At 71.3% G+C, this 22,353-nt stretch carries 28 protein-coding genes and 1 pseudogene; 12 read left to right on the top strand and 17 right to left on the bottom strand.

Annotation, left to right across the window (positions count from 1 at the left end):
* Positions 1 to 4 precede the first annotated feature (4 nt).
* The gene (locus ACQPZP_RS14540; protein ID WP_433478135.1) at positions 5 to 196 is read left to right on the top strand and encodes a hypothetical protein; all 192 of its coding nucleotides are present in this window, start codon (positions 5 to 7) and stop codon (positions 194 to 196) included.
* A complete protein-coding gene (locus ACQPZP_RS14535; RefSeq protein WP_433478134.1) occupies positions 193 to 489 on the top strand; it encodes a hypothetical protein in 297 nt (98 codons plus the stop codon). Before ACQPZP_RS14540 ends, ACQPZP_RS14535 begins: the two co-directional genes overlap by 4 nt.
* 93 nt (positions 490 to 582) lie before the next feature.
* Here ACQPZP_RS14535 and ACQPZP_RS14530 read toward each other — a convergent pair whose 3' ends face one another.
* Together ACQPZP_RS14530 and ACQPZP_RS14525 are read right to left on the bottom strand one after the other, a co-directional pair.
* Entirely contained in the window at positions 583 to 777 is a 195-nt protein-coding gene (locus tag ACQPZP_RS14530) for a hypothetical protein (protein WP_433478133.1), read from the bottom strand.
* Positions 770 to 1,036: a hypothetical protein gene (locus ACQPZP_RS14525; RefSeq protein ID WP_433478132.1), complete on the bottom strand. Its 267-nt coding sequence runs from the start codon at positions 1,034 to 1,036 to the stop codon at positions 770 to 772. Before ACQPZP_RS14525 ends, ACQPZP_RS14530 begins: the two co-directional genes overlap by 8 nt.
* Positions 1,037 to 1,148: 112 nt before the next feature.
* Between ACQPZP_RS14525 and ACQPZP_RS14520 the strand changes: the two genes are divergently transcribed.
* Complete coding sequence (locus tag ACQPZP_RS14520) at positions 1,149 to 1,400, top strand: GntR family transcriptional regulator (protein WP_433478131.1); 252 nt, start codon at positions 1,149 to 1,151, stop codon at positions 1,398 to 1,400.
* A gap of 318 nt (positions 1,401 to 1,718) precedes the next feature.
* Here ACQPZP_RS14520 and ACQPZP_RS14515 read toward each other — a convergent pair whose 3' ends face one another.
* Together ACQPZP_RS14515 and ACQPZP_RS14510 are read right to left on the bottom strand one after the other, a co-directional pair.
* Positions 1,719 to 1,901, bottom strand: coding sequence for a hypothetical protein (locus ACQPZP_RS14515; RefSeq protein ID WP_433478130.1), 183 nt, complete (start codon positions 1,899 to 1,901; stop codon positions 1,719 to 1,721).
* A complete protein-coding gene (locus ACQPZP_RS14510) occupies positions 1,898 to 2,236 on the bottom strand; it encodes a hypothetical protein (RefSeq protein ID WP_433478129.1) in 339 nt (112 codons plus the stop codon). The genes ACQPZP_RS14515 and ACQPZP_RS14510 overlap by 4 nt, the downstream gene beginning before the upstream one ends.
* A 186-nt stretch (positions 2,237 to 2,422) precedes the next feature.
* Between ACQPZP_RS14510 and ACQPZP_RS14505 the strand changes: the two genes are divergently transcribed.
* Complete coding sequence (locus ACQPZP_RS14505; RefSeq protein ID WP_433478128.1) at positions 2,423 to 2,569, top strand: hypothetical protein; 147 nt, start codon at positions 2,423 to 2,425, stop codon at positions 2,567 to 2,569.
* A gap of 150 nt (positions 2,570 to 2,719) precedes the next feature.
* Here ACQPZP_RS14505 and ACQPZP_RS14500 read toward each other — a convergent pair whose 3' ends face one another.
* From ACQPZP_RS14500 to ACQPZP_RS14450, 11 genes are all read right to left on the bottom strand, one after another.
* A complete protein-coding gene (locus tag ACQPZP_RS14500) occupies positions 2,720 to 3,025 on the bottom strand; it encodes a hypothetical protein (RefSeq protein WP_433478127.1) in 306 nt (101 codons plus the stop codon).
* A 182-nt stretch (positions 3,026 to 3,207) separates the two neighbouring features.
* Positions 3,208 to 4,506, bottom strand: a complete 1,299-nt coding sequence (locus tag ACQPZP_RS14495) for a hypothetical protein (protein ID WP_433478126.1) — start codon at positions 4,504 to 4,506, stop codon at positions 3,208 to 3,210.
* Positions 4,503 to 5,339: a bifunctional DNA primase/polymerase gene (locus tag ACQPZP_RS14490; RefSeq protein ID WP_433478125.1), complete on the bottom strand. Its 837-nt coding sequence runs from the start codon at positions 5,337 to 5,339 to the stop codon at positions 4,503 to 4,505. Before ACQPZP_RS14490 ends, ACQPZP_RS14495 begins: the two co-directional genes overlap by 4 nt.
* The gene (locus ACQPZP_RS14485) at positions 5,336 to 5,500 is read right to left on the bottom strand and encodes a hypothetical protein (RefSeq protein ID WP_433478124.1); all 165 of its coding nucleotides are present in this window, start codon (positions 5,498 to 5,500) and stop codon (positions 5,336 to 5,338) included. Before ACQPZP_RS14485 ends, ACQPZP_RS14490 begins: the two co-directional genes overlap by 4 nt.
* Positions 5,501 to 5,604: 104 nt before the next feature.
* On the bottom strand, positions 5,605 to 5,880 hold the full coding sequence (locus tag ACQPZP_RS14480; RefSeq protein ID WP_433478123.1) for a hypothetical protein: 276 nt from the start codon (positions 5,878 to 5,880) through the stop codon (positions 5,605 to 5,607).
* A 482-nt stretch (positions 5,881 to 6,362) separates the two neighbouring features.
* The gene (locus ACQPZP_RS14475) at positions 6,363 to 7,259 is read right to left on the bottom strand and encodes a tyrosine-type recombinase/integrase (protein ID WP_433478122.1); all 897 of its coding nucleotides are present in this window, start codon (positions 7,257 to 7,259) and stop codon (positions 6,363 to 6,365) included.
* 92 nt (positions 7,260 to 7,351) lie between these two features.
* Positions 7,352 to 8,497 carry an RNA polymerase sigma factor RpoD gene (gene rpoD / locus ACQPZP_RS14470; protein ID WP_433479611.1) on the bottom strand — a complete coding sequence of 382 codons (1,146 nt, stop codon included), beginning with the start codon at positions 8,495 to 8,497 and terminating at the stop codon, positions 7,352 to 7,354.
* Positions 8,498 to 8,569: 72 nt separating this feature from the next.
* Positions 8,570 to 10,537 carry a DNA primase gene (gene dnaG / locus ACQPZP_RS14465; RefSeq protein ID WP_433478121.1) on the bottom strand — a complete coding sequence of 656 codons (1,968 nt, stop codon included), beginning with the start codon at positions 10,535 to 10,537 and terminating at the stop codon, positions 8,570 to 8,572.
* A gap of 201 nt (positions 10,538 to 10,738) precedes the next feature.
* Positions 10,739 to 12,277, bottom strand: a complete 1,539-nt coding sequence (locus ACQPZP_RS14460; RefSeq protein WP_433478120.1) for a M20/M25/M40 family metallo-hydrolase — start codon at positions 12,275 to 12,277, stop codon at positions 10,739 to 10,741.
* An 80-nt stretch (positions 12,278 to 12,357) separates the two neighbouring features.
* The gene (locus tag ACQPZP_RS14455; protein WP_433478119.1) at positions 12,358 to 12,999 is read right to left on the bottom strand and encodes a Rid family hydrolase; all 642 of its coding nucleotides are present in this window, start codon (positions 12,997 to 12,999) and stop codon (positions 12,358 to 12,360) included.
* Positions 12,996 to 14,603 carry an FAD-dependent oxidoreductase gene (locus ACQPZP_RS14450; RefSeq protein ID WP_433478118.1) on the bottom strand — a complete coding sequence of 536 codons (1,608 nt, stop codon included), beginning with the start codon at positions 14,601 to 14,603 and terminating at the stop codon, positions 12,996 to 12,998. The genes ACQPZP_RS14455 and ACQPZP_RS14450 overlap by 4 nt, the downstream gene beginning before the upstream one ends.
* Before the next feature lie 318 nt (positions 14,604 to 14,921).
* Between ACQPZP_RS14450 and ACQPZP_RS14445 the strand changes: the two genes are divergently transcribed.
* The 7 genes and pseudogenes from ACQPZP_RS14445 to ACQPZP_RS14415 all read left to right on the top strand — a co-directional run.
* Positions 14,922 to 15,224: an urease subunit gamma gene (locus ACQPZP_RS14445; RefSeq protein WP_433468283.1), complete on the top strand. Its 303-nt coding sequence runs from the start codon at positions 14,922 to 14,924 to the stop codon at positions 15,222 to 15,224.
* Positions 15,221 to 15,547 (top strand): urease subunit beta, encoded by a 327-nt coding sequence (locus tag ACQPZP_RS14440; protein WP_433468282.1) that lies wholly within the window; start codon positions 15,221 to 15,223, stop codon positions 15,545 to 15,547. Before ACQPZP_RS14445 ends, ACQPZP_RS14440 begins: the two co-directional genes overlap by 4 nt.
* Positions 15,540 to 17,270, top strand: coding sequence for an urease subunit alpha (locus ACQPZP_RS14435; protein ID WP_433478117.1), 1,731 nt, complete (start codon positions 15,540 to 15,542; stop codon positions 17,268 to 17,270). The genes ACQPZP_RS14440 and ACQPZP_RS14435 overlap by 8 nt, the downstream gene beginning before the upstream one ends.
* The gene (locus ACQPZP_RS14430; protein ID WP_433478116.1) at positions 17,270 to 17,962 is read left to right on the top strand and encodes an urease accessory protein UreF; all 693 of its coding nucleotides are present in this window, start codon (positions 17,270 to 17,272) and stop codon (positions 17,960 to 17,962) included. The genes ACQPZP_RS14435 and ACQPZP_RS14430 overlap by 1 nt, the downstream gene beginning before the upstream one ends.
* Positions 17,963 to 18,022: 60 nt before the next feature.
* Positions 18,023 to 18,715, top strand: a complete 693-nt coding sequence (ureG, locus tag ACQPZP_RS14425) for an urease accessory protein UreG (RefSeq protein ID WP_433478115.1) — start codon at positions 18,023 to 18,025, stop codon at positions 18,713 to 18,715.
* Complete coding sequence (locus tag ACQPZP_RS14420; protein WP_433478114.1) at positions 18,712 to 19,524, top strand: urease accessory protein UreD; 813 nt, start codon at positions 18,712 to 18,714, stop codon at positions 19,522 to 19,524. Before ureG ends, ACQPZP_RS14420 begins: the two co-directional genes overlap by 4 nt.
* Before the next feature lie 41 nt (positions 19,525 to 19,565).
* Positions 19,566 to 20,030: pseudogene (locus ACQPZP_RS14415) on the top strand (ATP-binding cassette domain-containing protein); the annotation flags it as partial.
* A 297-nt stretch (positions 20,031 to 20,327) separates the two neighbouring features.
* On the opposite strand, the gene ACQPZP_RS14410 reads toward ACQPZP_RS14415, so the two are convergent.
* Positions 20,328 to 20,480 (bottom strand): hypothetical protein, encoded by a 153-nt coding sequence (locus ACQPZP_RS14410; protein ID WP_433479787.1) that lies wholly within the window; start codon positions 20,478 to 20,480, stop codon positions 20,328 to 20,330.
* Between the two features lie 4 nt (positions 20,481 to 20,484).
* On the opposite strand from ACQPZP_RS14410, the gene ACQPZP_RS14405 reads away from it, so the two are divergent.
* Positions 20,485 to 20,880, top strand: a complete 396-nt coding sequence (locus tag ACQPZP_RS14405) for a hypothetical protein (protein ID WP_433479786.1) — start codon at positions 20,485 to 20,487, stop codon at positions 20,878 to 20,880.
* On the opposite strand, the gene ACQPZP_RS14400 is transcribed toward ACQPZP_RS14405, so the two are convergent.
* Positions 20,881 to 22,290, bottom strand: a complete 1,410-nt coding sequence (locus tag ACQPZP_RS14400; protein ID WP_433478113.1) for a PLP-dependent aminotransferase family protein — start codon at positions 22,288 to 22,290, stop codon at positions 20,881 to 20,883. It lies immediately after the preceding gene.
* Positions 22,291 to 22,353 lie beyond the last annotated feature (63 nt).

Below are 22,353 nucleotides of genomic sequence, written 5' to 3'. Positions count from 1 at the left end.
GACCATGAGCGAGCCGACGGCCACCGACCGGCTGACGAGGATAGAGACCAAGCTCGACGTGCTGATCGCGCAGCACGACCGGGTGACCGCCGACCATGAGCAGCGTCTCCGCGCGCTGGAACGGGCGCGGTGGCCGCTCCCCTCGTTGGCGATCCTCGTCGCCGCGGCGTCGGCCGCCGCCTCGTTCCTGACATGAGTGAGGCCGAGCTTGAGCGCGCGGTCCGGGACCTGCTGAAGTGGCTCGGCCTGCACGGGTTTCACGCGCACGACTCCCGGAAGTCGGCCGGCCCCGGGTACCCGGACTGGACGATCTGCGGGACGGGCGGGCTGATCTTCCGCGAGCTGAAGTCGGAGACGGGGCAGTTGTCGCCGGAGCAGCGGCGGTGGCGGAACGTGCTGCAGGCGGCGGGGGCGGACTGGGCGGTGTGGCGGCCGGTCGACCTGCGGGACGGGCGGATCGAGCGGGAGCTACGGGCGGTCGCCGGATAGGGGTGCTCATTGGGCGAGCACCCCTGGCGGTCGCTGGATAGGCCGAGACCCCGGACACCCGCGCTTGGGTCCGGGGTCTCGGTGTCTCGGGGTCTACGTCTGCCGCTTGGCGCGCTCGGCCGCGCGCTCGATGATGTCGCCGAACGCGGCGATCTTGTCCTCGTCCGCTACGCGCGTGCACAGCTGGGACTCGGGGACGACCTCGTCGAGCATCGCGTTGAACGCTGCGAGCGCTTCGGCCAGGCCCGGCTCGGCGAGGTTCGCCGCGCGGCGCTCCCGCCTAGACATTGATGCCCGACCCGGGGCCGTTGGTGCGCCACTCGCGGCCGGGCTCGGCCATCCGGATGGCCAGTTCCTCGGCTGCCTCCCGCAGGTCGGCCGAGATGCGCGCACCCACGCATGACCAGGCCAACTCTCGCCAGTCGTGGTGTTCGAGGATCAGCGACCGGTCGCGCTTGTGGACGGCACGCCATCGGCCGTCGAGTTCGTAGACGTTGTACCCGGGTATCTGGCGCTCTGCTTCGAGCGCATGCCGTGGCTCATCCATGGGGTCCCTTCCCATCGCTGAACGTGACGGCAACGGTACTCCGGAATACCCTGGAACACCATGGCACACCGTATCTTGGAAGGGTTTCCCCTGGTCACCTAGCGTCCCGACCATGACGATCAACCCCGACGACGTGACCGCGCCGTGGCTGCAGCTCGCCGAGATCCTGCGCGGGCGGATCCGGTCGGGCGAGTACGGGCCGGGCACGCGCCTGCCGTCGTTGGTGGCGCTCGTCGAGGAGTTCGGGCTGAATGCGAAGACGACGAAGAAGGCGGTCGACGCGCTGCGGGACGAGGGGCTCGTCGTGACGTCGCCCGGCCGCGGGACGTTCGTGAAGCCGGCCGCAAGCGACAACCCCAGTTGACAGGCTCTGCCTGGTACCTCCGCCAGGCACTGCCCGGTGGTTCGATCCGGCAGGCGGATGGTTTCGCCCTGCGGGTGTCCGTCCGGCCGCCAGAGGGCGGGGGGCGCACATTCTGCGCACCCCCCGAAACCTCGAAACATCGCAGGTCACACGGTAAACCGGACTCGAAACCGGTTTCGGGGTGGGCGGAACCGGCCTGCACGAGTTGAGACCGCCCCAACTCGTGCAGGCCTGCGTCGTGCTGGTCGCGACGCAGACACGCCAGCGCCCCCGCCGCGTGGACGGGGGCGCAACTGTTCACGGCCGTGAACAGTTCGGCTACTGGACGGCGCGTAGGTGCCGCTCCCGGCGCGGCGCGGGCCGCCGCTCGTCGAGGATCACCCGCAGGGCGTCGTTCATCTCCTCGCCGAGCTGGAGCTGGAGCTGGAGGACGTCGCCGAGTTGCCGCTGGAGCTGCTCGACGCGCGCCTCCAGGAGGGCGATGCGCTCGGCGTCGGTCATCGCCCGGTCTCCTCGCGGTCGGCGAGGTCGCGGACGGCCTCGGGTTCGCCGTCCGGCCACGTCGCAGACTTCCCGACGGTCGTGCACGACGCGCGGACGATCATCCCGGCGACGACCGCGATCACCTCGGGCTCCCAGACGCTGAGCCACTCCAGGATGCGGAGGTCGTACGCGCCCAGCTCGACGCCGGCGGACTCGCACGCCTGGGTGAGGCGGGCCCGGTTGTAGGCCTTCATGTGGCCGGGGAAGTCCGGGTGCCCGTAGGCGTCCCGGGTCATCTCGGCCGCCTGCTGCTCGGTCTCGTACGGGCCGGGGTGGGTAGGCTCTGTACTCACGGCGGAGTCCCTTTCCGTCCAGGCCCCGGCCGGTGCTTCCATCACCGCGTCCGGGGCCGCCTTATGTCCAGGTCATCCTGAACTTTCGTATTACGGTAACCCTTGATTCGGGTCGTCTGCAACCAGAGTTTCCCCGGTAGATGTGGGTTTTCGTATTACGCTTGGTCGGACGAGAGGGGAGCGACGATGGCCGAGAAGCCCGTCCGGTCGGTGCGCATGCCTGATGGCCGCTGGCAGGCCGTCAAGGACCTGGCCAAGGAGGAGAAGAAGACGGCGAGCGACGTCGTCAACGAGGCCGTCGAGGGCCATCTGAAGAAGAAGGGCAAGAAGTAGCCCGGGCATGACGAAGGGGGTCCGGACTGGTCCGGACCCCCTTCCGTGTTCCCTCCTACCGGCCGGTGAAGTAGCGAGTCCAGCGGACGGCGACGAGCGTGACCGACGACCCGATCACGTAGCCGCCAAGCAGGGCGAGCATGACGGGGGTCACGGGGTCTCCTCCTCGACGAGCCGGCGGCCGGGGAAGGCGTCGGCGATGTGGGCGGCGGCGTCGTAGGTGCCGAGCCGCGCGGCGGTCGCCTTGGCGCGGCGGCGGGCCTCCTGCAGCCACGCGTGCGGCATCCGGAACGGGGCGCCGGGGTTCATGGCCTGCTGCAGGTCGTACTCGGCGCGGACGGCGTCGGGGTCCTGACCGATGAAGGTGGCGAAGTCGGCCAGCGACATGACCTCGTGCTGATGGCCACCGGCTTCCACGGTGCGGACGACGGGCTCGGGGTTGTCTTGCTGAGTCACTGCGGTCTCCCTTGGCGAAAGAAGCGAAATAGCGAAAGAAGCATCTGACCTGCGGGTTCTTGACCCCCCTTTCTTCGCCCCGGCGAAAGAAGGTCCCCGGGGGCCCGCCCCCTTCTTTCGCCGGGGCGAAAGAAGGGGGGAGGATGGCGAAGCGTCTGACCTGCGAAGACGACCTTCTTTCGCTACTTCGCTTTTTTCGCCCTGTAGACGGTGGCCTTCCGCCCCGGGGTGTCCCGGGTGACGGCCTCGAAGGCGTCGGACTTGACCAGCTCGTCGAGCAGTTCGTCGAGCTGGTCGGCCTTCCGCTTCCCCTTGAAGCACTTCGTGGAGATCACCGACCGCGACACTCCGTCCGGCCCGGCGTTCATCACGAACAGCTTGAGCCGGTTCAGGTCGGGGTTCTCGGCGAAGACGTGCCATGCGCTGTCCACGACGTAGCTCCAAACCGCCTCCGCGGCCCTGATGTGCTTGACGTCGATGACGGCGCTCTCATCGAGCAGGGCGTACATCACGCTGAGGCGCAGCAGTTGCGGTCGCCCCCGGGCGATGATCTCCCCCACCGGGTGTTCCCCGATGCCGTCCTCCTCGGCGGCGAGCCTGCGATAGAGCGCGTCCCAGTACTCCTCCGCCGCCGCGTTGCGGCGCATGGCCCCGACGTCGCGCCCCCATGCGACCGCCTTGGCGACCCTCTGGGCGAGCCGCTCGACGTCCCGGTGGTCGAGGTTCCCCCCGGACGGGAGAAGCTTGGACCGCCTCGACAGGACCGGCAGGAACCGGTTCGCCGTGCCGCCCGCCCGCTCGGTGTCCGCCAGCTTCGAGCGCAGCTCGGTCGGGGTGATGTGCCCGATGATGACGATGTGGGGGTCGGTGGCGATCCGCGGGTTCACGGTGAGGTTCGACAGGGTGCCCCCGTCCCATGCGGCCCGGATGGTCGGCAGCAGGGTGTTGCCGTCCCGCTTGCCCTGGGCGAGGACGGACGCGAACTCCGTCTCCACGATGAGCAGCCGCTTGTCGGTCACCCCGGGGTCGTAATGCTTCTCGTCCTCAGGGTCGCCCGACTCGTCCCGCACGGCCGAAAGTAGGCCCTCAGCCGAGGACAGGCCGCCCTTGACGTGGTCGTGGAAGAACATCGGGTCCACCTGGCGGAGGATGTGCTTGATCTCCGCCCAGCTCGTGCCCTTCATCCCCCCGGCCGTCCGGCCGATGACCAGCGGCCAGACGCGCGCGCCGTGCTTCACGCCGCCCACCCAGATGTGCGGCTTGTCGCCGACCATCGCCGCGGTGCCGGCGAGGACCGACAGCAGCAGTGCGGCAGGGTCCGCCTCGGTGTGCGGCAGGACCGTCCGCACGATGTCACCGGCGAGCCCGTGCAGTGCGGCTTCCGGCAGTTCCGGCCAGTGCCCGACGCCCTGCGGGGGCTTCAGCTGGTCGTCCTCGACGTAGACCCCGTGGGAGTTGAGGATGTCCTCTTCGACACTCACCGTGCACCCCTGATTCCTGACGTGATGGTTGCGCGCGCCTCTTTCTCCGTGCGGCGCCCTCCGTGCATGGCGGCATCGAGGAGGATCTCCTCAGCCTTGGCCTGGTCGATCTCCCCGGCGGCGACCATCTCCCCGGCACGGCAGGACGCCCAGTGCAGGAGTGAGTTCCCCTGGCTGGCCGGGGCGTTCACCACCTCCCTGACCAGGCCGAGCATCCGCGTAGCCCTGCCCGCCTCTCCGGTGAACTCCTGGGCGACGTACTGCGGCTTGGGTGGCGGTGGCGGGTCGGCGCGCTCGGCGAGCCATTGCGGGAGCGGCTCGACCTCAGCCGGACCGAAGTCGATGTAGGTCCCGGCGGGGGTGACCGATCCGGCGGCGACGACGTATCCGCCGGCCGCCCGGACGTCGACCATCGGGCCGATCTTCCCGGCCGAGTTGCGGATCTCCCGTCCCTCGATGGCCCGGTAGTAGAAGTGCGTCCCCCTGCTCGGCGTCATGGCCGTGTAGGTCGTCGGCCACTCCAGCACGCCCGCCTTCTCCGACAGGTAGGCGAAGACGTCGGCGCCGTCGTTGACGCCGTCCTTGTCGGCCCACTCGGGCGGCATCTCCTTGCCGTCCTTGGGCATGTCCAGGTCGATGACGACGAGCCCGGACGGCCCGCACGCGATGCCGATGTTGTGCCGCGGGCTCGGCCAGTACCGCGCGACCCGCTCGGGGTCGGCGATGGCGCGCTGCTCCCACTCGTTGACGGCGGGGCGCTTGTCGCCCGGACGGCATGGGAAGACGGCGAACCCGCGGGCGGCGAGCTTGGCGGCCTGCTCTGCGAGGTTCATGGGTTGAGCACCTCGCTGACGGCCCGGTCGACCGCGTCGACCATGTCGGTTCGGAGCGCGTTCAGCGTGACCTTGACGACGTCCGGTTCCGCCCGCAGGAGGTCCAGCCGGTCGACCGCGATGTCGACGAGCTGCCCGGCGACGTACCGGAACACGTTCATGGCGATCAACTGCTCGTTAAGCAGAGAGAGGGCCGTTATGCTGCTACGTGGGTTGTCTGAGGTAGGCCCGCCCTGCGCAGGGCGGGCTTTCTTCATGTCCGGCATCACTCGCCCCCCGTCTGGACGGCGAGACGAGCGCGCTTGGCGGCGAGCCGCTTCTCTGTCAGCTCGATGTAGAACAGGCGCTTCGCGTTCGCGGCGGCCTTCTCCCGGTCCGCGTCGCTCATGACGCCTTCGGGGTCGACCTTCTTCGCCCAGTAGTCCAGGGAGCCGGGCCCGTTCGCGCGGGCGGCGGCAGTCTGGGCGGAGCGGTCGGGGCAGTAGGCCCACAGGGTGAGCGCGGCCTTCTGGTGCTGGCGGCTCTTCGGCGCGTCGGCCATCGGAATCCTTCCGATCGGCCAGCCCACGCCAGGCTGCACATCGTTAAGAGAGCCCTAAATGAGGCTCATCACGTCGCATGTAGCTTGCGCTGCATACGGGCATGTCATACGTTGTGCGCGCGGTTTCTCGCCTGCCAGCGAGTCCCCGCGCCTAGCGTGAGCTGGGCTTATATGGGAAGGCAGCTTCCACCGGTCGGACCCTCCGGTTCGGCTGGGGAAGCTGCCGATCCATGTATACGCCCGGTACGCCCCACGCTCAACGTGAACACACCCGAGTCCCGAACTGGACATCAGGGAACGGAACGCCTAATTCAGACATCGTCGTGATCATGGAAAGTTTCGCCGTGACCTGCGACGACGCGGTTCTGACCTGCGCCGACCCTCTAACGACGCTCCGTAGCGAAACGCCGAATACCGTTCGGTCTCTCGATGTCAAATAACAACGGCGTAACTCCGCTGTGAGGGAGATCACAGTGACGGGGTCACAGGTCCCCGAGTCCGAGCCTGCGCGCCTCCTCGGCCGCCCGCCGCTCCGACGTCGCCCGCGTGTACCGGTCGATCATCTCCCTCGACGACCACCCCGCCACGGCCATGAGCCCCTGCTCGCTGCCGCCCGCGGCCAGCCACCGGCCCGCGCCGGTGTGGCGCAGCCAGTGCGGCGAGAACCCGTCCGGCAGGCCCGCCGCCTGCGCCCGGCCCGTCAGCGCCCGGTACAGCCCGTCGTAGCCGAATCCGCGCCCCGACTCCCCCAGCCACAGCGCGGGCGTGTCTGCGAGGCGGTGGGAGCGCCGCGCGCGTAGGTAGCGGTCGAGGGCGCGGCCGGTCTGCGGACCGAACGGCACCCGGCGGCCCTTCCCTCCCTTGCCGCGGCGGACGACCGCCGTACCCTCCTTTAGATCGACGTCACCGACCTGCATGTCGACGACCTCACCGGCCCGCGCGGTCGTCTCCGTCATGAGCCGGACGAGCGCCTCGTCGCGGCGGTCCCGCAGGCTCTTGCCCTGGCACGCCTTCAGCAGCGCGCGCAGCTCGTCCTCCGACAGCTCGGGGACGACCTTCACGTCCAGCTTCGGGGGCTTCAGCCCGACCAGCTGGTCGACGTCGATCTCGTCCTCCTCGGCCAGCCAGCGGGAGAACCGGCGGACGGCGGCCTGTCGGGACTTCACCGTCGCGCTCTCCGCCCCGGCGTCGACGAGGCCGGCGACGAACGCGTTCACGGTCGGCCGGTCGAGGAGCGGCGCCCGGTCGTTGGCGTCCGCCCAGCGGCCGAAGGCGCGGACGCCGTCGCCGTAGACCTTCAGGGTGCGGGGGCTCTTGCGCTCGGCCGCCAGGTGCAACAGCCAGGAGTCCAGCAGGGCCAGGAGGGTTGTCGAATCCATGGCCGATATTCTTGACTGTACCGTTGTGCAAGGCAAGCGAAAGCCCGGTGACCGGCATAACACCAGGTCACCGGGCTTTTCACGGTCAACCGTCAATCAAGATACTCGCGGAGCACCTGCGCCCGGGACGGGTGGCGCAGTTTCGCCAGCGTCTTGGACTCGATCTGGCGGATCCGCTCCCTCGTCACGCCGAACTCCCGCCCGACCTCCTCCAGGGTGCGCGGATGCCCGTCGGTCAGGCCGAAGCGCAGCTGGATGATGCGCTGCTCCCGGTCCGACAGGGTGCCGAGGATGTCCTCCAGCTGGTCCTGCAGAAGGATGAACGCCGCGGCCTCGATCGGCACCACGGCGTCCGCGTCCTCGATGAAGTCGCCGAGGTCGGAGTCCTCCTCGCCGATCGGAGACTGCAGCGACACCGGCTCCTGCGCGATCCGCTGGATCTCCACCACCCGGACGGGCGACAGCCCCATCTCCAGCCCGATCTCCTCCGGGCTGGGCTCCCGGCCGAGATCCTGGTGCATCTGCCGCTGCACCCGGACCAGCTTGTTGATCGTCTCCACCATGTGCACCGGGATGCGGATCGTCCGGGCCTGGTCGGCGATGGCCCGGGTGATCGCCTGCCGGATCCACCAGGTGGCGTAGGTCGAGAACTTGAACCCCTTGGTGTAGTCGAACTTCTCGACCGCACGGATGAGTCCGAGATTTCCCTCCTGGATCAGGTCGAGGAAGAGCATTCCCCGGCCGACGTAGCGTTTGGCGATCGAGACCACCAGCCGCAGGTTGGCCTCGATCAGGCGTTGCTTCGCCCGCGTACCGTCGCGGGAGAGCAGTTCGAGGTCGATCAGCTCGCCGCGGGCGAGGACGGCGGTGCGCGCCATCTTCTCCTCGGCGAACAGTCCCGCCTCGATCGATTTCGCGAGTTCTACTTCATCTTCTGCCGTGAGCAGCGGTACGCGACCGATCTCTCTCAGGTAGATCCGAACCAGGTCGCTCGTCGGCGCCCGCTTGCCGAGGTCTCCCTCATCCGCTCGCGTGACGTCCTCGGTCTCCTGCTGAGACTCGAGGACATCCACCCCCTGCTCTGCGAGCATCCGGACGACCCGCTCCAGGGAGTCGTCCGGCAAGTCCGAGCGATCGAGCGCGGCAGCGACGTCCTCGACGGTCACACCGCCGCGTTCTCTGCCACGTGCGACGAGGTCCGCCACCTGATCAACCGATGGCGCCTCGCTTGGCAGCACCGAAGGGCCCACGCAGACAGTCTGCGTCAAACGGGGCCTAGATCACAGGACCTATTTTTGCGGTCCGTTGACCTACTGTGATCCAAGCCCTCTCTCCCGCAACACCCGTCTCTGCTGCTCAAGCGCGACAAGATCGCCGAAGAGCCGGTGGTACTCCTCCTGCGCCCCGACCGGATTCAGCCGCCCGAGTTTAGATTTCGCGTCGGCGATCATCCGGGTGAGCTGGCGTTCCTGTATCCGGGCCAGCAGTTCCGCGGCATAACGGTCGTCCGATTCCTGGGCGGACCGGACCGGTTCCACCCCGAGCTTGGTGATCATGTCCCTGACCTGGTCGTTCGGCGCCCGCTCCAGCAGGAGCGAAATCCACTCCTGGACGTTCCCCGCCGCCGTCACACCGCCCGCCTCGCCGATCACCGCGCGCACCGCCGCGTGCGGCGGCGCGATGAACGCCTCCGCCGGGACCTCCTCGAACGCCGGCCCGAGCAGCGCCGGCCGCTGGACGGCCAGTTTCAGCAGCTCACGCTCGCGCTGGACCTCGGGATCGGCCGGGTCGAAGGCCGGCCGCCGCGGCTCGCCGCCGTCTCCGTTCTCGCCCCGCCCGTTCTGCGCGTGCCCGGCGGCGGGACGGCCGTGCGCGGACTGGCCCCGCGGGTCCGGCCCGCGGCCGTTCTGCCCGCGGCCGTTTCCGGCCTGGGGGCGGCCCTGCCTGCGGGCGGCCAGCTCCCGGACGCGGCGCAGCACGAACTGCTCGTCCATGATGCCGAGCCAGCGGTCCAGGTTGACCGCGTACATGTGCCGCCGGGAGCGGTCCTTGATCGCGGCGACGACGGGGGCCGCCGCGTCCAGCGCGCCGAGCCGTCCCTCGACCGTGTCGAGGTCGTGCTGCTCGATCGCGCTGCGCACCGCGAACTCGAACAGCGGCAGCCGGGACGCCACGAGGTCGCGCACCGCCGCGTCGCCGTGCCGGATCCGCAGGTCGCACGGGTCGAGCCCGTCCGGCTGGACGGCCACGAACGTCTGCGAGACGAACTTCTGCTCGTCGTCGAACGCGCGCAGCGCCGCCTTCCGCCCGGCCGCGTCGCCGTCGAAGGTGAAGATCACCTCGCCGCGGAACTCGTCCTGGTCCATCAGCAGCCGGCGCAGGACCTTGATGTGGTCGTCGCCGAAGGCCGTCCCGCAGGTGGCGATCGCCGTCGGGACGCCCGCCAGATGGCAGGCCATCACGTCGGTGTAGCCCTCGACGACCACGGCCTGCCGCCGCCGCGCGATCTCCTTCTTCGCGAGGTCGGCCCCGTACAGGACCGAGCCCTTGTGGAAGAGCGGCGACTCGGGGGTGTTCAGGTACTTGGGGCCGTCGTCGTCCTCGTAGAGCCGGCGCGCGCCGAACCCGATCACGTCGCCGGACAGGTCGCGGATCGGCCACATCAGCCTGCCGCGGAACCGGTCCATCGGGCCGCGCCGCCCCTCCTTGGCGAGGCCGCCGGCGATGATGTCGCGGTCGGCGAAGCCGCGGCCGCGCAGGTGCCGGACGAGGCCCTCCCACTCCCGGGGCGCGAACCCGACGCCGAAGTGCTCCGCGTCGGCCTGCTCGAAGCCGCGCTCGGACAGGAACGTCCGGCCGATCATGCCCTCCGGGGAGGCCAGCCGCTCGGTGTAGTACTCGGCGGCGGCCCTGTGCGCCTCGACGAGCCGGGCGCGCTGCCCGCCGTCCTGCCGGGGGCCGCGCCCGCCGCCCTCCTCGTAGCGCAGCTGGATCCCGGCCTGGGCCGCGAGCCGCTCCACCGACTCCCCGAACGACAGGTGCTCGATCTCCTGGACGAACTTGATGACGTCGCCGCCCGCCTCGCAGCCGAAGCAGAAGTACAGCCCGCGCGAGGGCGTCACGTTGAACGACGGCGACTTCTCGTCATGGAACGGGCAGAGGCCCTTGAGGTTCCCGCCGCCCGCACTGCGCAGCTGCAGGTACTCGCCGATGACGTCGGCGATGGACGAGCGCTCCCGAACGAGTGCGATGTCCTCATTGCGAATCCGGCCTGCCACGACCAAGGAGTCTACGGCGGCCCCACGACATCCGGCGCATCACACCGCAAGTGGCATCGGTGCCGGACGGCGCCGGCACGATGCCGGCGATCCCGGACTCGTTGGTGACGCGGTCCCGGCGAACGTACAGGCTCGTCCGCCGGGACCGCCCCGTCGCGTATTACCCCTCGATCGGGCGCTCTGTCAACGGACCCTGAACCGTCAGCGGACCCTGAACCGGTCGAAGAGCCGGTACATGAACTCCGTGCCCTGGCCGAGGGCGGCGACCGAGATGCGCTCGTCGTTGCCGTGCATGCCGATCAGCTGGTCGTTGTCCAGGACGTAGGGGTAGACGCCGTAGCCGGGCACGCCGCGGGACGTCCACGGGTACAGGCTCGTCCCGGCCTCGAACAGCGCGGGGGCGAAGACCGCCTCGGGGTAGGTCTTCCCAGCGGCGTCCTTGATCGCGGTGAACAGCGGGGAGTCGATGCTGGACGGTGGTTTCGCGAAGGTGTCGTCGAGGCGTTTCAACGCGTCCTCCTCGGTCTCGCCCGCCGCGCCGACCAGCTTGACCTGCACGTCCCGGTCGGCGAGCAGCTCTCTGACCTTCGCGAGGAAGTCGCGCGGGCGCTGGCCTCCCGGAACCCCGCGGCAGTTGACGCGGGCGGTGGCCGTCGAGGGGATGACGTTCTCCTTGTAGCCCGCGTTCTCGATCACGAAGGCATGGGTGGTGCGCAGCAGGGCGCGGTGGAGCCAGGGATACGAGCTGCGCCGGACGACGACCGCCGCGGCCCGTTCGCGGGCCTCTTGGGATTTCGCGTTGAGGAGCAGTTCGATGGCGTGTTCGAACGGACGGTCCTCGGTGGCCTTGGCCAGAGCGGAGAAGTACTCGCGGGTGACCGGGGTCAGGGTGACCGGGGCCAGCCAGCCGTCGAGCTCGGCGATCGCGCGCGACAGCTTGGCGATGGCGGAGTCGGGGTTGGGCTTGGACGAGTGGGTGGCGGTGCCGTCGGCGACGAGGTCGAGGTTGAAGTAGACCTTGTCCTGGCGGGTCACCGTGATGAGCATCGGGGTCGTCCGGTCCTTCTGGGCGAGGAACCAGCCGCCCTCGGTGAGCACCATGCCCGCGTCGATCTTGTCCCAGTGGTTCTCGGCGAGCCAGCGGGAGCCGTACTGCCCGGCCTCCTCGTCGCAGTCGGTGAGGACGATGATGTCCCGGTCGAACCGTCCGCCCTCTTTGAGGTGGCGCAGGAGCGCGGTGACGAACGCGGCGTTGGCCCCCTTCATGTCGAGGGCGCCGCGGCCGTAGATCTCGCCGTCCTTGACGACCCCGGCGAACGGGTCGACCGACCACTTGGCGCGTTCCACCGGCACGACGTCGGAGTGGCCGAGCAGGAGCAGCGGCGGCGCCGCGGTGGTGCCCTTGATCCGGGCGATGAGGTGGACGTTGTCCGCCTTGGGCGTGGGGACGATCTCGGCGGAGACGCCCGCCGACTCCCACACCGCCTTGAGCATCTCGGCGTGCGGGCGGGTGACGCCGCCCTCGCCGAAGTTCTGGGTGTCGAACGACAGCATCTTCTTGAGCAGGGCGAGCGGGTCGAGGTCGGGCGCGGCGATCCGCCGGGCGGGCACCGTGGTCCCGCGTGCGGGCGCGGCGGCGGCGGTGCCGCCCGCGAGGACGCCGCCCGCGAGCAGGACGGCGCCCGCCCCGGTGCGGTGCAGGAAGTCGCGGCGGGAGACGGGGGACGGGGAGTCGGACAAGGGAGCTCCTCCTTCGTTGGACGGGAGCGCCCGGCGGTGAGGCCGCCGGACGCTCCCGGACCGTGGACGGACGGGCCGCGCTACCGGAACGCGGCCACGACCTCCACCTCGACGAGCCAGCCTGGCACGGGGAGGTTCTCGATCTCCAGAGTGACCCGTGACGGCCGGGCGGGGTTGACGTACAAGGGAGGGGCGGGCGGCGCGGTGCCGAGCGGGACGTTCACGGGCGCGCCGGTGGACAGGTCGGTGTTGGCGAAGTACTGCCGGTAGGCGCGGTTCCATCCGGCGAAGTCCGCCGTGTCGGCGCCGGGGGCGTTGGCGAGGTAGGCCCGCATGGAGATCACGTCCCGGAGCGTGAGGCCCTGGACCTTGAGATTGTCGGTGATCTGCTTGAGGACGTTCAGCGACTGGGCCTCGGTGATGGTGACGCCGGGCGGCGGCGTCGTGTACTCGCTGTAGCGCTCGGGGCTGCCCGCCGGGGCGGAGGCGTTGACCTCCTTCGGGCCGAGGCCGCTCGCGGTGTAGGTGGCGACGCGTCCTCCGACGGCGACGCCGCCCGCGATGGCCGGGTTGTTCTGCCCGGCGGGGAGCGCGGGACGCACCTCGTTGGGACGGGGCGGCTTCTCGGGGCCTTCGGGCGCGGCGGACGCGACCCCGGCGACCCCGACGAGCACGGCGGTGACGAACCCGCCGACGAGAATCCTGCGTGGAAGCACGGTCATCCCTTCAGGACGCGCTGGTGGAGCTCGGTCACGACCTTGCGCGCGGACTCGAAAGAGCCGTGCTGCCAGGCGATCTCATAGCTGAGCCAGTCACCGGCGTAGTAGACGTTCCCCTGCGGCTGGTTGAGGAGCTTGTACTCGGGGCCCCGGGACGGCCAGCTCACCCAGCCGCCCTCGATGTGCGGCTGCCGGATCCAGGCGATGGACGCGGACGCGGCGATGCCCTGGCGGTATCGGTCGCCATGGATCTTCGCCCCCTGGTCGAGGGCGCGGGCGAGCCGTCCGGCGTGCCCCAGCTTCGCGTAGGTGTCGGCCTGCGCGCCGAAGTTGTAGTAGCCGACGAGCAGGCCGGAGCGGCCGTGGTAGTTGTACGAGGGGTACCAGATGGTGGAGATGTCCAGATCGGTGTTCGTGATGCCGCCGTAGATCTTCTCCTCGGTCTCCCACCAGCGGTTCCGGTACTCCAACCCGATCTTGCCTGTGGAGACCGGGACGGGCGTTCCCAGGGCGGACTGAACCGCGGCGCCCAGGTTGTGCGGGATCTTCGCGAGGACCTGCGGCGGCAGGGCGGCGATGCAGTAGTCCGCCTCCAGCAGCCGGGTGCGTCCGTCCGCCTCGTACTGGATCCGCACGCCCTCGGCGAGGTTCGTGATCTTCGTGACCTTGGCGCCGGTGCGGATCCGGTCCTGCCCGACGGCCTTGGCCAGCGCGCGCGGGATGGCGTCCATGCCGCCCACGGGCTGGAACATCAGCATCGCCTGGCTGTAACCGAACTCGAAGGAGAAGTAGCGGCCGACGTCGCTGGTCAGGACGTCCGACAGGGAGGGCGGGGGCCCGAGGATCGTCCCCTCCACGTCGGCCGCCCCCGGGTCGACGCTGAAGCCGCGCCGGTCGCTGCCCTTGTACGCGTACCCGTCGGTCTTGGCCCCGATGGCGCCGAAACCCGACAGGAACGACAGCAACTTCTCCTTGTCGGTCGAGGTGAGGCGCTCGTTGAGTGCGCCCTGGTCGGTCGCCTTGGCGAGCAGTTCGGAGATGTACCCGTAGACGTCGGCCTTCGCGGTGCGCCACCGCACAGGGGACTTCATCCCGGCCGACTCGTTGAAGAGATATGCCTGGGCGTTCGCGTTGGTGAAGACCTCCAGCGGGACGCCCAGTTCCCGGCAGTAGTCCATCGTCGTCATCCACTGCGCGATGCGCGCCGGGCCCGCGTTCATGTAGGTGCCGTCACCGAACCCGACCCGCTGGGTCTCGCCGCCCGTCTCGGTGAGGCGGTCGCCGCCGCGCAGCGTGCGGTTGCGGCCCCCCACCCGGTCCTGCGCCTCCAGCACGGTGACCCGGTAGCCGGCCTTGCCCAGTTCGTACGCCGTGGCCAGCCCGGCGACGCCGGCGCCGAGCACCACGATCTTCGCGGCCGCACGGCCGCGCAATCGGAAGTCCGATTCCTGCGGGGGCTGGAAGGCGACGCGGGTGCGCGCCTCCGCGCTCGGGGCGAGGCCCAGCGCGCCCATGGTGGCGAACATGGCGCCCGCCCCGCCGGTGGCCCCGACCCGGGTGAGGAAGCCACGTCTGCTGACACTCGCCGGCTCAGCCGAAGTCGCCAAGGAGCACCTCCAAGATCTCGTCGTCCGGGCAGTCTGGGACCGTTCCATTTCGAGGGACGCCGCGATCTATAAGAGACGTGTTGCCGACCGGCTCGTCCGGTGATCAACCGGTTTCGGAAGCCTCACAGGCACCGACGGGGAACCATGCCGCGGCCGGCCTGATGCCACCGATCGGCCGGTCGTCGACCCGCCGCCCGGTCGCCGGGGTTCGCGCCCCACGTGACGGAAATGTTTCGGCGGCGGCCGGATGTGAAATTGCTGTTAAAAGCACAACCCGGCCGGTCATCACGGTTCGGCGGGGGGTTAGCGTCCTGAGGTGTGCTGATCACTCCACACGAGCAGGAACGCCTGCTCATCCACGTCGCGGCGCAGGTCGCGCGGGACCGGCGGGCGCGCGGGCTGCGGCTCAACCATCCCGAGGCGACCGCGATCATCGCCGTCCACGTCCTGGAGGGCGCCCGGGACGGACGGACGGTGGCCGAGCTCATGGAGTCCGGCCGGACCGTCCTCACCCGCGAGGACGTCATGGACGGCATCCCGGAGATGCTCGACTCCGTCCAGATCGAGGCGACGTTCCCCGACGGCACCAAGCTCGTCACCGTCCACCGGCCCGTCCCATGAGCGGCGAAGCCGTCGTCCCGGGCGAGATCGTCCACGGGGAGGGGGCCGTGGAGCTCAACCCCGGCCGCCCCCGCGTCATCGTCACCGTGGTCAACACGGGCGACCGTCCCGTGCAGGTGGGGTCGCACTACCACTTCGCCGTGGCGAACCCGGCGCTGTCGTTCGACCGGGACGCGGCGTGGGGCCACCGGCTGGACGTGGCCGCCGGGACGGCCGTCCGGTTCGAGCCCGGCATGACCCACGAGGTCGGCCTCGTCCCGCTGGCGGGGCGGCGGGACGTCCCCGGACTGCGCAAGGAGAAGGCGGGGCCGCTCGATGACTGAACCCTCTCCGCCCGTCCTCTCCCGCGCGCGCTACGCGGCCCTGTACGGCCCCACTGCCGGGGACCGCATCAGGCTCGCCGACACCGACCTGTTCGTCGAGGTGACCGAGGACCGCAGCCGCGGACCGGCGGGTGCGGGCGACGAGGTCGTGTTCGGCGGTGGCAAGGTGATCCGCGAGTCGATGGGCCAGGCGCGCACCACCCGCGCGGACGGCGCGCTCGACCTTGTCATCACCGGCGCGGTCGTCCTGGACCACTGGGGCGTCGTCAAGGCCGACGTAGGCGTCCGGGACGGACGGATCGTCGCGCTGGGCAAGGCCGGAAACCCCGACACGATGGACGGCGTCCATCCGGACCTCGTCATCGGCCCGACCACCGAGGTGCTGGCCGGAAACGGGAAGATCCTCACCGCCGGGGCGGTGGACTCGCACGTCCACCTGATCTGCCCGCAGTTGCTGGAGGAGGCGCTCGGCTCCGGAGTCACCACGCTCATCGGCGGGGGGACGGGGCCCGCGGAGGGCACCAAGGCCACCACCGTGACCGGCGTCTGGTACCTGCACCGCATGCTGGAGGCGCTGGACGGGTGGCCGGTCAACGTGGCGCTGCTCGGCAAGGGCAACACCGTCTCCGAAGAGGCCATGTGGGAGCAGCTGCGCGCCGGGGCGTCCGGCTTCAAGCTGCATGAGGACTGGGGCTCGACCCCGGCCGCGATCGACGCCTGCCTGCGCGTCGCGGACGAGTCGGGCGTCCAGGTCGCGCTGCACACCGACACGCTCAACGAGGCCGGATACGTGGAGTCCACCCTGGCGGCCATCGGCGGACGGTCGATCCACGCCTACCACACCGAGGGCGCGGGCGGCGGGCACGCGCCCGACATCATCACCGTCGCGTCCCACCCGAACGTCCTGCCGTCCTCGACGAACCCGACGCGCCCGCACACGGTCAACACGCTCGACGAGCACCTCGACATGCTGATGGTGTGCCACCACCTCAACCCGTCGGTGCCCGAGGACCTGGCGTTCGCCGAGTCCCGGATCCGGCCGACGACGATGGCGGCGGAGGACGTCCTGCACGACCTCGGCGCGATCGCGATGATCGGGTCGGACTCGCAGGCGATGGGGCGGATCGGCGAGACCGTGATCCGCACCTGGCAGACCGCGCACGCGATGCGGCGCCGGCGCGGCGCGCTGGAGGGCCCGGCCGACAACCTGCGGGCCCGCCGGTACGTGGCCAAGTACACGATCAACCCGGCGATCGCGCACGGCCTGGACGCCGAGATCGGCTCGGTCGAGCCCGGCAAGCTCGCCGACCTCGTCCTGTGGGACCCGGCGTTCTTCGGGGTGCGGCCCCACGCCGTCCTGAAGGGCGGGGTGATCGCGTGGGCGGCGATGGGGGACGCGAACGCCTCGATCCCGACGCCGCAGCCGATCCTGCCGCGCCCGATGTTCGGGGCCGCTCCGGGCGTCGCGGCGGGCACGTCCGTGCATTTCGTGTCTCCCGCCGCGCTGGACGACGGGCTCGCCGGCAGGCTCCCGTCCGTCCGGCGGAGGCTCGTCCCGGTCAAGGACACCCGGCTGGTGGCCAAGGCCGACATGCGGCTGAACGACGCGATGCCCAGGATCGAGGTCGACCCGGACACGTTCACGGTGTCGATCGACGGTGACGAGGTCGAGCCCGCCCCGGCCACGGAGCTGCCGATGGCGCAGCGCTATTTCCTCTTCTGATGACCGGGCTGCCCGCACGGCTGCTGCTGCTCGCCGACTCGCGCCTGCCGGCCGGCGGGCACGCGCACTCCGGCGGGCTCGAACCGGCGGTCGCGGCGGGGACGGTCCGGGACGTCGCGTCCATGGCCGACTTCCTTCGCGGGCGCCTCGCGACGGCGGGTCTCGTCGCCGCGGCCCTGTCGGCGGCCGCCTGCCGCCACGCCGCGGAGTCCGGCCCGGAAGACGAGGCGTCCTGGCATCTCCTGGACGCCGAGACCGATGCCCGGGCGCCCTCCCCCGCACAGCGCCGCGCGTCCCGCGCCCAGGGCCGGTCCCTGCTGCGGGTCGCGCGGACGACCTGGCCGCATCCCGCTCTCGACGTCCTCGGCGCCCTGTCCGGGGGGCCGCACCACCCCCTCGTCCTCGGCGCCGCCACGGCGGCCATGGACGGAACGCCGGAACAGGCCGCCGCCGTGACCGCGTACGGGACGGTGACCGGCGCCGCGTCCGCCGCCGTCCGGCTGCTCGGCCTCGACCCGCTTGCCGTCAACCGGGCCCTCGACTCGCTGGCCTGCCGGGTGGACGCGGTCGCGGCCGAAGCGGCGACGTATGCGGGACGTCCCTGGGCGGAGCTCCCCGCGGCGTCCGCACCCATGCTCGACCTCTACGCCGAGCTCCACCTGAGCGCCGACCTGCGCCTGTTCGAATCCTGAGACCGCGACCGTGAACCGCACGCCACCGAGACGCACGCGCCCGACCCCGACGGAGGAGCCATGGGAGCCGTTCACCACCACGACCCGTACGAGGCCGCGCCCGCGGCGGACCGCGCGCTGCGGCTCGGCATCGGCGGCCCGGTCGGCAGCGGTAAGACCGCGCTGACCGCCGCGCTGTGCCGGATGCTGCGCGACGAGCTGGAGCTGGCGGTGGTGACCAACGACATCTACACCACCGAGGACGCCGACTTCCTGCGCCGCGAGGCCGTCCTGCCCGACGACCGGATCACGGCCGTGCGGACGGGGGCCTGCCCGCACACGGCGATCCGCGACGACATCTCCGCCAACCTGGACGCGGTCGAGGCGCTGGAGGCGCGGCACGGGCGGCTCGACCTGATCATCGTGGAGAGCGGCGGCGACAACCTGACCGCGCTGTTCAGCCGCGGCCTCGCGGACCGGCAGATCTTCGTGCTGGACGTGGCGGGCGGCGACGACGTCCCCCGCAAAGGCGGTCTCGGCGTCGCGGCGGCCGACCTGCTCGTCGTCAACAAGACGGACCTGGCGCCGCTGGTCGGCAGCGACCTGGACATGATGGCCCGCGATGCCGCCCGGGTCCGCGACGGCCGCCCGGTGGCGTTCACCTCGCTCCGTGAACGCCCGGACGCCCCGGAGGTGACCGCGTGGATCCGCACGATCCTCGACGAAGCCCGCGGACACACGCACCCGGACACCGCCACCGCGGCCGCACCGTGACGCGCGGGTACCGGGCCCGGGCGGCCGTGGCCGCCGAGCGCGCCGCGGACGGCCGGACCCGGTTGACACGGCTGCGGTCGGACGGCCCCCTCGCGCTGCGTGCGGCGGATGACGCGGTCTACCTGGTCGGTGCGGCCGCCGGTCCGCTCGGCGGCGACGAGCTCGACCTCGAACTCACCGTGGGGGCGGGCGCGCGTCTCGCGGTCCGCTCGTCCGCCACATCGGTCGCGCTGCCGGGCGACGGCCCGTCCGGGCTGACGGTCCGGGCCGTGGTCGGGCCGGGCGGCCACCTCGACTTCGCGCCCGAGCCGACCGTCGCGGCGGCGGAGTGCGATCACCGTGCGGCCGCCTCCGTCGCGCTCGCCGCCGGAGCGACGCTGCGCTGGCGCGAGGAGCTGGTCCTCGGCAGGTACGGCGAACGGCCCGGCCGCCACACCGGCCGGCTCGACGTGACGTACGGCGGCGCGCCCCTGCTCCGGCACGAACTGTGCCTGGACGACCCCGGGACCTACGGGAGCGGCGCCGTCCTGGGCGGTGCGGGGGCGTCCGGTGCCGTCCTGCTCGTCGGCGAGGGCCTGACGCGGGAGCCGTACGCCGCCGAAGGCCTGTCCCTCCTCCCCTTGGCCGGCGGCGGCGCGCTGATCAGCGCGACGGCGGAGAACTCGGCCGTGCTCCGACAACGGCTCGTCCACGGGGAGTCCGTGGCATGGACGGCCGGCGAACAGGCCCCGAACAAGACCATGTCAACTGACATGTCGCCCGGCATGGCCAGCGGCATGGCCGGACCCGGCCTAGTTAACTATTGGTAACTCTTGGTGGGCTATGGACAAACGCACCGTCGCACGATGGGATGACGGACCGAAGTTCTGCCCACTCCCAGGCGGCCCCGATGACGGAAGTTGTGCTCGACGGTGTCGACAAGGTCTATCCCGGCGGGCAGGTGGCCGTCCGCAACGTCCGCCTGCGCATCAACGACGGGGAGCTGTTCGTCCTGCTCGGGCCGTCCGGGTGCGGCAAGTCCACCATCCTGCGGATGATCGCCGGCCTGGAGGAGATCACCAGCGGCGACCTGTGGCTGAACGGGATCGTCGCCAACCAGCTTCCGCCGCGCGACCGGAACGTGGCGATGGTGTTCCAGGAGGGCGCGCTCTACCCGCACCGCACGGTCAAGGGAAACATGATGTTCCCCCTGGAGGTGTCGGGGGACGACCGTGCCGAGGCCACCGCGAAGGTCGTCGAACTGGCTCGCGCGCTCGGCATCAACACGATGATCGACCGGATGCCGGGCACGCTGTCCGGCGGCCAGCGGCAGCGGGCCGCGATCGGGCGGGCGCTGATCCGCGAGCCGTCGCTGTTCCTGATGGACGAGCCGCTGTCGAGCCTGGACGCGGGGCTGCGCACCGAGCTGCGCGTCGAGATCGCCGCGCTGGTCCGGTCCACCGGCACCACCACCGTCTACGTCACCCACGACCAGGTCGAGGCCATGACGATGGCCGACCGGATGGCGGTGCTGCGGGACGGCGTCCTGGAGGACGTCGGCACCCCCGAGCAGATCTACGAGGACCCGGCGACGGTGTTCGTGGCCGCGTTCCTCAGCTCGCCGCCGATGAACCTACTGCAGGCCACGCTGTGGGCCGTCGAGGGCGAGGGGCTGCTGCTCGACCTCGGGCCGCAGCGGCTGACCGTCCCGTGGGACGACCCCCCGGGCGTCGGCGCTGATCAGCCAGCACGGCCGGCCGGTGATCGTCGGGATCCGGCCGGACACGCTGATGCCGATCGCCCCCGGCTCCCCGGCACCGCCCGGCACCGTCCTGTCCGGGCAGGTCCGCGCGCTGGAGTTCCACGGGCACGAGTGGCTCGCCTACGCCGAGGCGGGCATCCCGACGGTCGACGCGAGCGAGGTGGGGCGGCCGGAACCGGCGGAGGCGTACGCGCCCGAGCGCCCGGGGCTGCGCGGCCGGCTGCGGGCGATGCTCGGGAGGGCGCCCGAGGAGGCGGACCCGGCCGAGGAGCACGCCGGCCACCACCGCCGGTCCGACCTGGTGTTCCGCATCGCGCCCGGCGGCCGCCCCAACCGGGGCGACCATGTCGCCCTGACCGTCGACATCGGCCGCGTCCTGTTCTTCGACGCGGCCGGCCGGCGCGTCACGCCCGTCCACCGCTAGTCAGGCCAGGATCTCGCGGAGCCTGCGCATTCCGTCCTCGATCTCGGGCGGCGTCACGGCCCCGTAGCCGAAGACCAGGCCCGGCGCGGCCGGCGCCGACACGGCGAACTCCGACAGCGCGAACAGCCCGACGCCGGCGTCGAGCGCCTTCGCGGCGATCGCGGCGTCGTCGGTCCCGTCCGGGAGGGTGGCGCTCAGATGCAGCCCCGCCTCGGACGGGACCAGGGTCAGCCGATCTCCCAGCAGGCCCCCGGCGAGCTCCGTGACGCGCTCGTGCCGCGCCAGGTACTCGCGGCGCGACCTGCGGATGTGCCGGGCGAGCAGGCCCTCGTCGATGAACCGGGCGAGCGCCGCCTGCGCGGGCAGCTCGGCGTGCCAGGACGAGACGTACCGCGCCATCCGGAAGGCGTGGTGCAGCGACGGCGGCGCAACGAGGAACCCCAGCCGCAGCACCGGCCGCATGATCTTGGAGAAGGTGCCCGTGTAGAGGACCCGGCCGTCCTCGTCGAGGCTCTGCAGCGGCTCGATCGGACGTCCGCCGTACCGGTACTCGGTGTCGTAGTCGTCCTCGACGATCAACGCGTCGCGGCGCCGCGCCCAGCCGAGCAGCGCCCGGCGGCGCGGCAGCGACATCGGCATGCCCAGCGGGAACTGGTGTGACGGCGTGACGTAGACGGCCCGCGCCTCGCCGGGCAGCGCGTCCACCCGCAGCCCCTCCGCGTCGACCGGCACGCCCCGCACCCGCATCCCGGCGGCGGTGAGCAGCATCCGCACCGGCGGGTATCCCGGATCCTCCACGGCCACCACGTCGCCCGGTTCGAGCAGCACCCGGACGATCAGGTCGATCGCCTGCTGGATGCCGGCGGTGACGACGATGTCGCGGCCGTTGGCCCGCACCGACCGGGAGAGGCCCGCGTGCCGGGCGATCGCCTCGCGCAGTGCGGGCAGGCCGGCCGGGTCACCCGCGGAGGCGGGGTCCGCCAGCGACGACGGCCGCAGCAGCCCCGCCATGATCCGCCGCCACGCCTCGTACGGGAACAGCCGCACGTCGGGCAGGCCGGCGCGGAAGTCCCACCTGATCCCCGGCATCCGCGCCGGCCAGGCGGACACCTCGTCCCAGATCCCCCGCGGCCGCAGCGGCGACGCGGCCGGCGCGCTCCGGGCGGCGGACCCGGTCTCCCGGACGAACGTCCCCGCGCCCACCCGGCTCGTCAGGAACCCCTCGGCGGCGAGCCGGTCGTAGGCGACGCCGACCGTGTTGCGGGAGATCGCCAGCCGTCTCGCCAGCTCCCGGGTCGGGGGCAGCGCCTCCCCCGCGCGCAGCCGCCCGTCCAGGATCGCGGTGCGCAACTGCCCGTAGATCTGCCCGGCGAGGTCGCGCCGGCCCACCAGGCTCACATGCAGATCCACGGCACCGACCCTAAATCGACTCAGTCATTCTTCGCAATTTTGGACCTTTACCTGGGCCTCTCG

The sequence above is a fragment of the Spirillospora sp. CA-142024 genome (assembly GCF_050942325.1).
Taxonomy (GTDB): domain Bacteria; phylum Actinomycetota; class Actinomycetes; order Streptosporangiales; family Streptosporangiaceae; genus Spirillospora.
The sequence above is the reverse complement of the archived record's forward strand: the minus strand, read 5'-3'. Positions and strand labels throughout refer to the sequence as shown.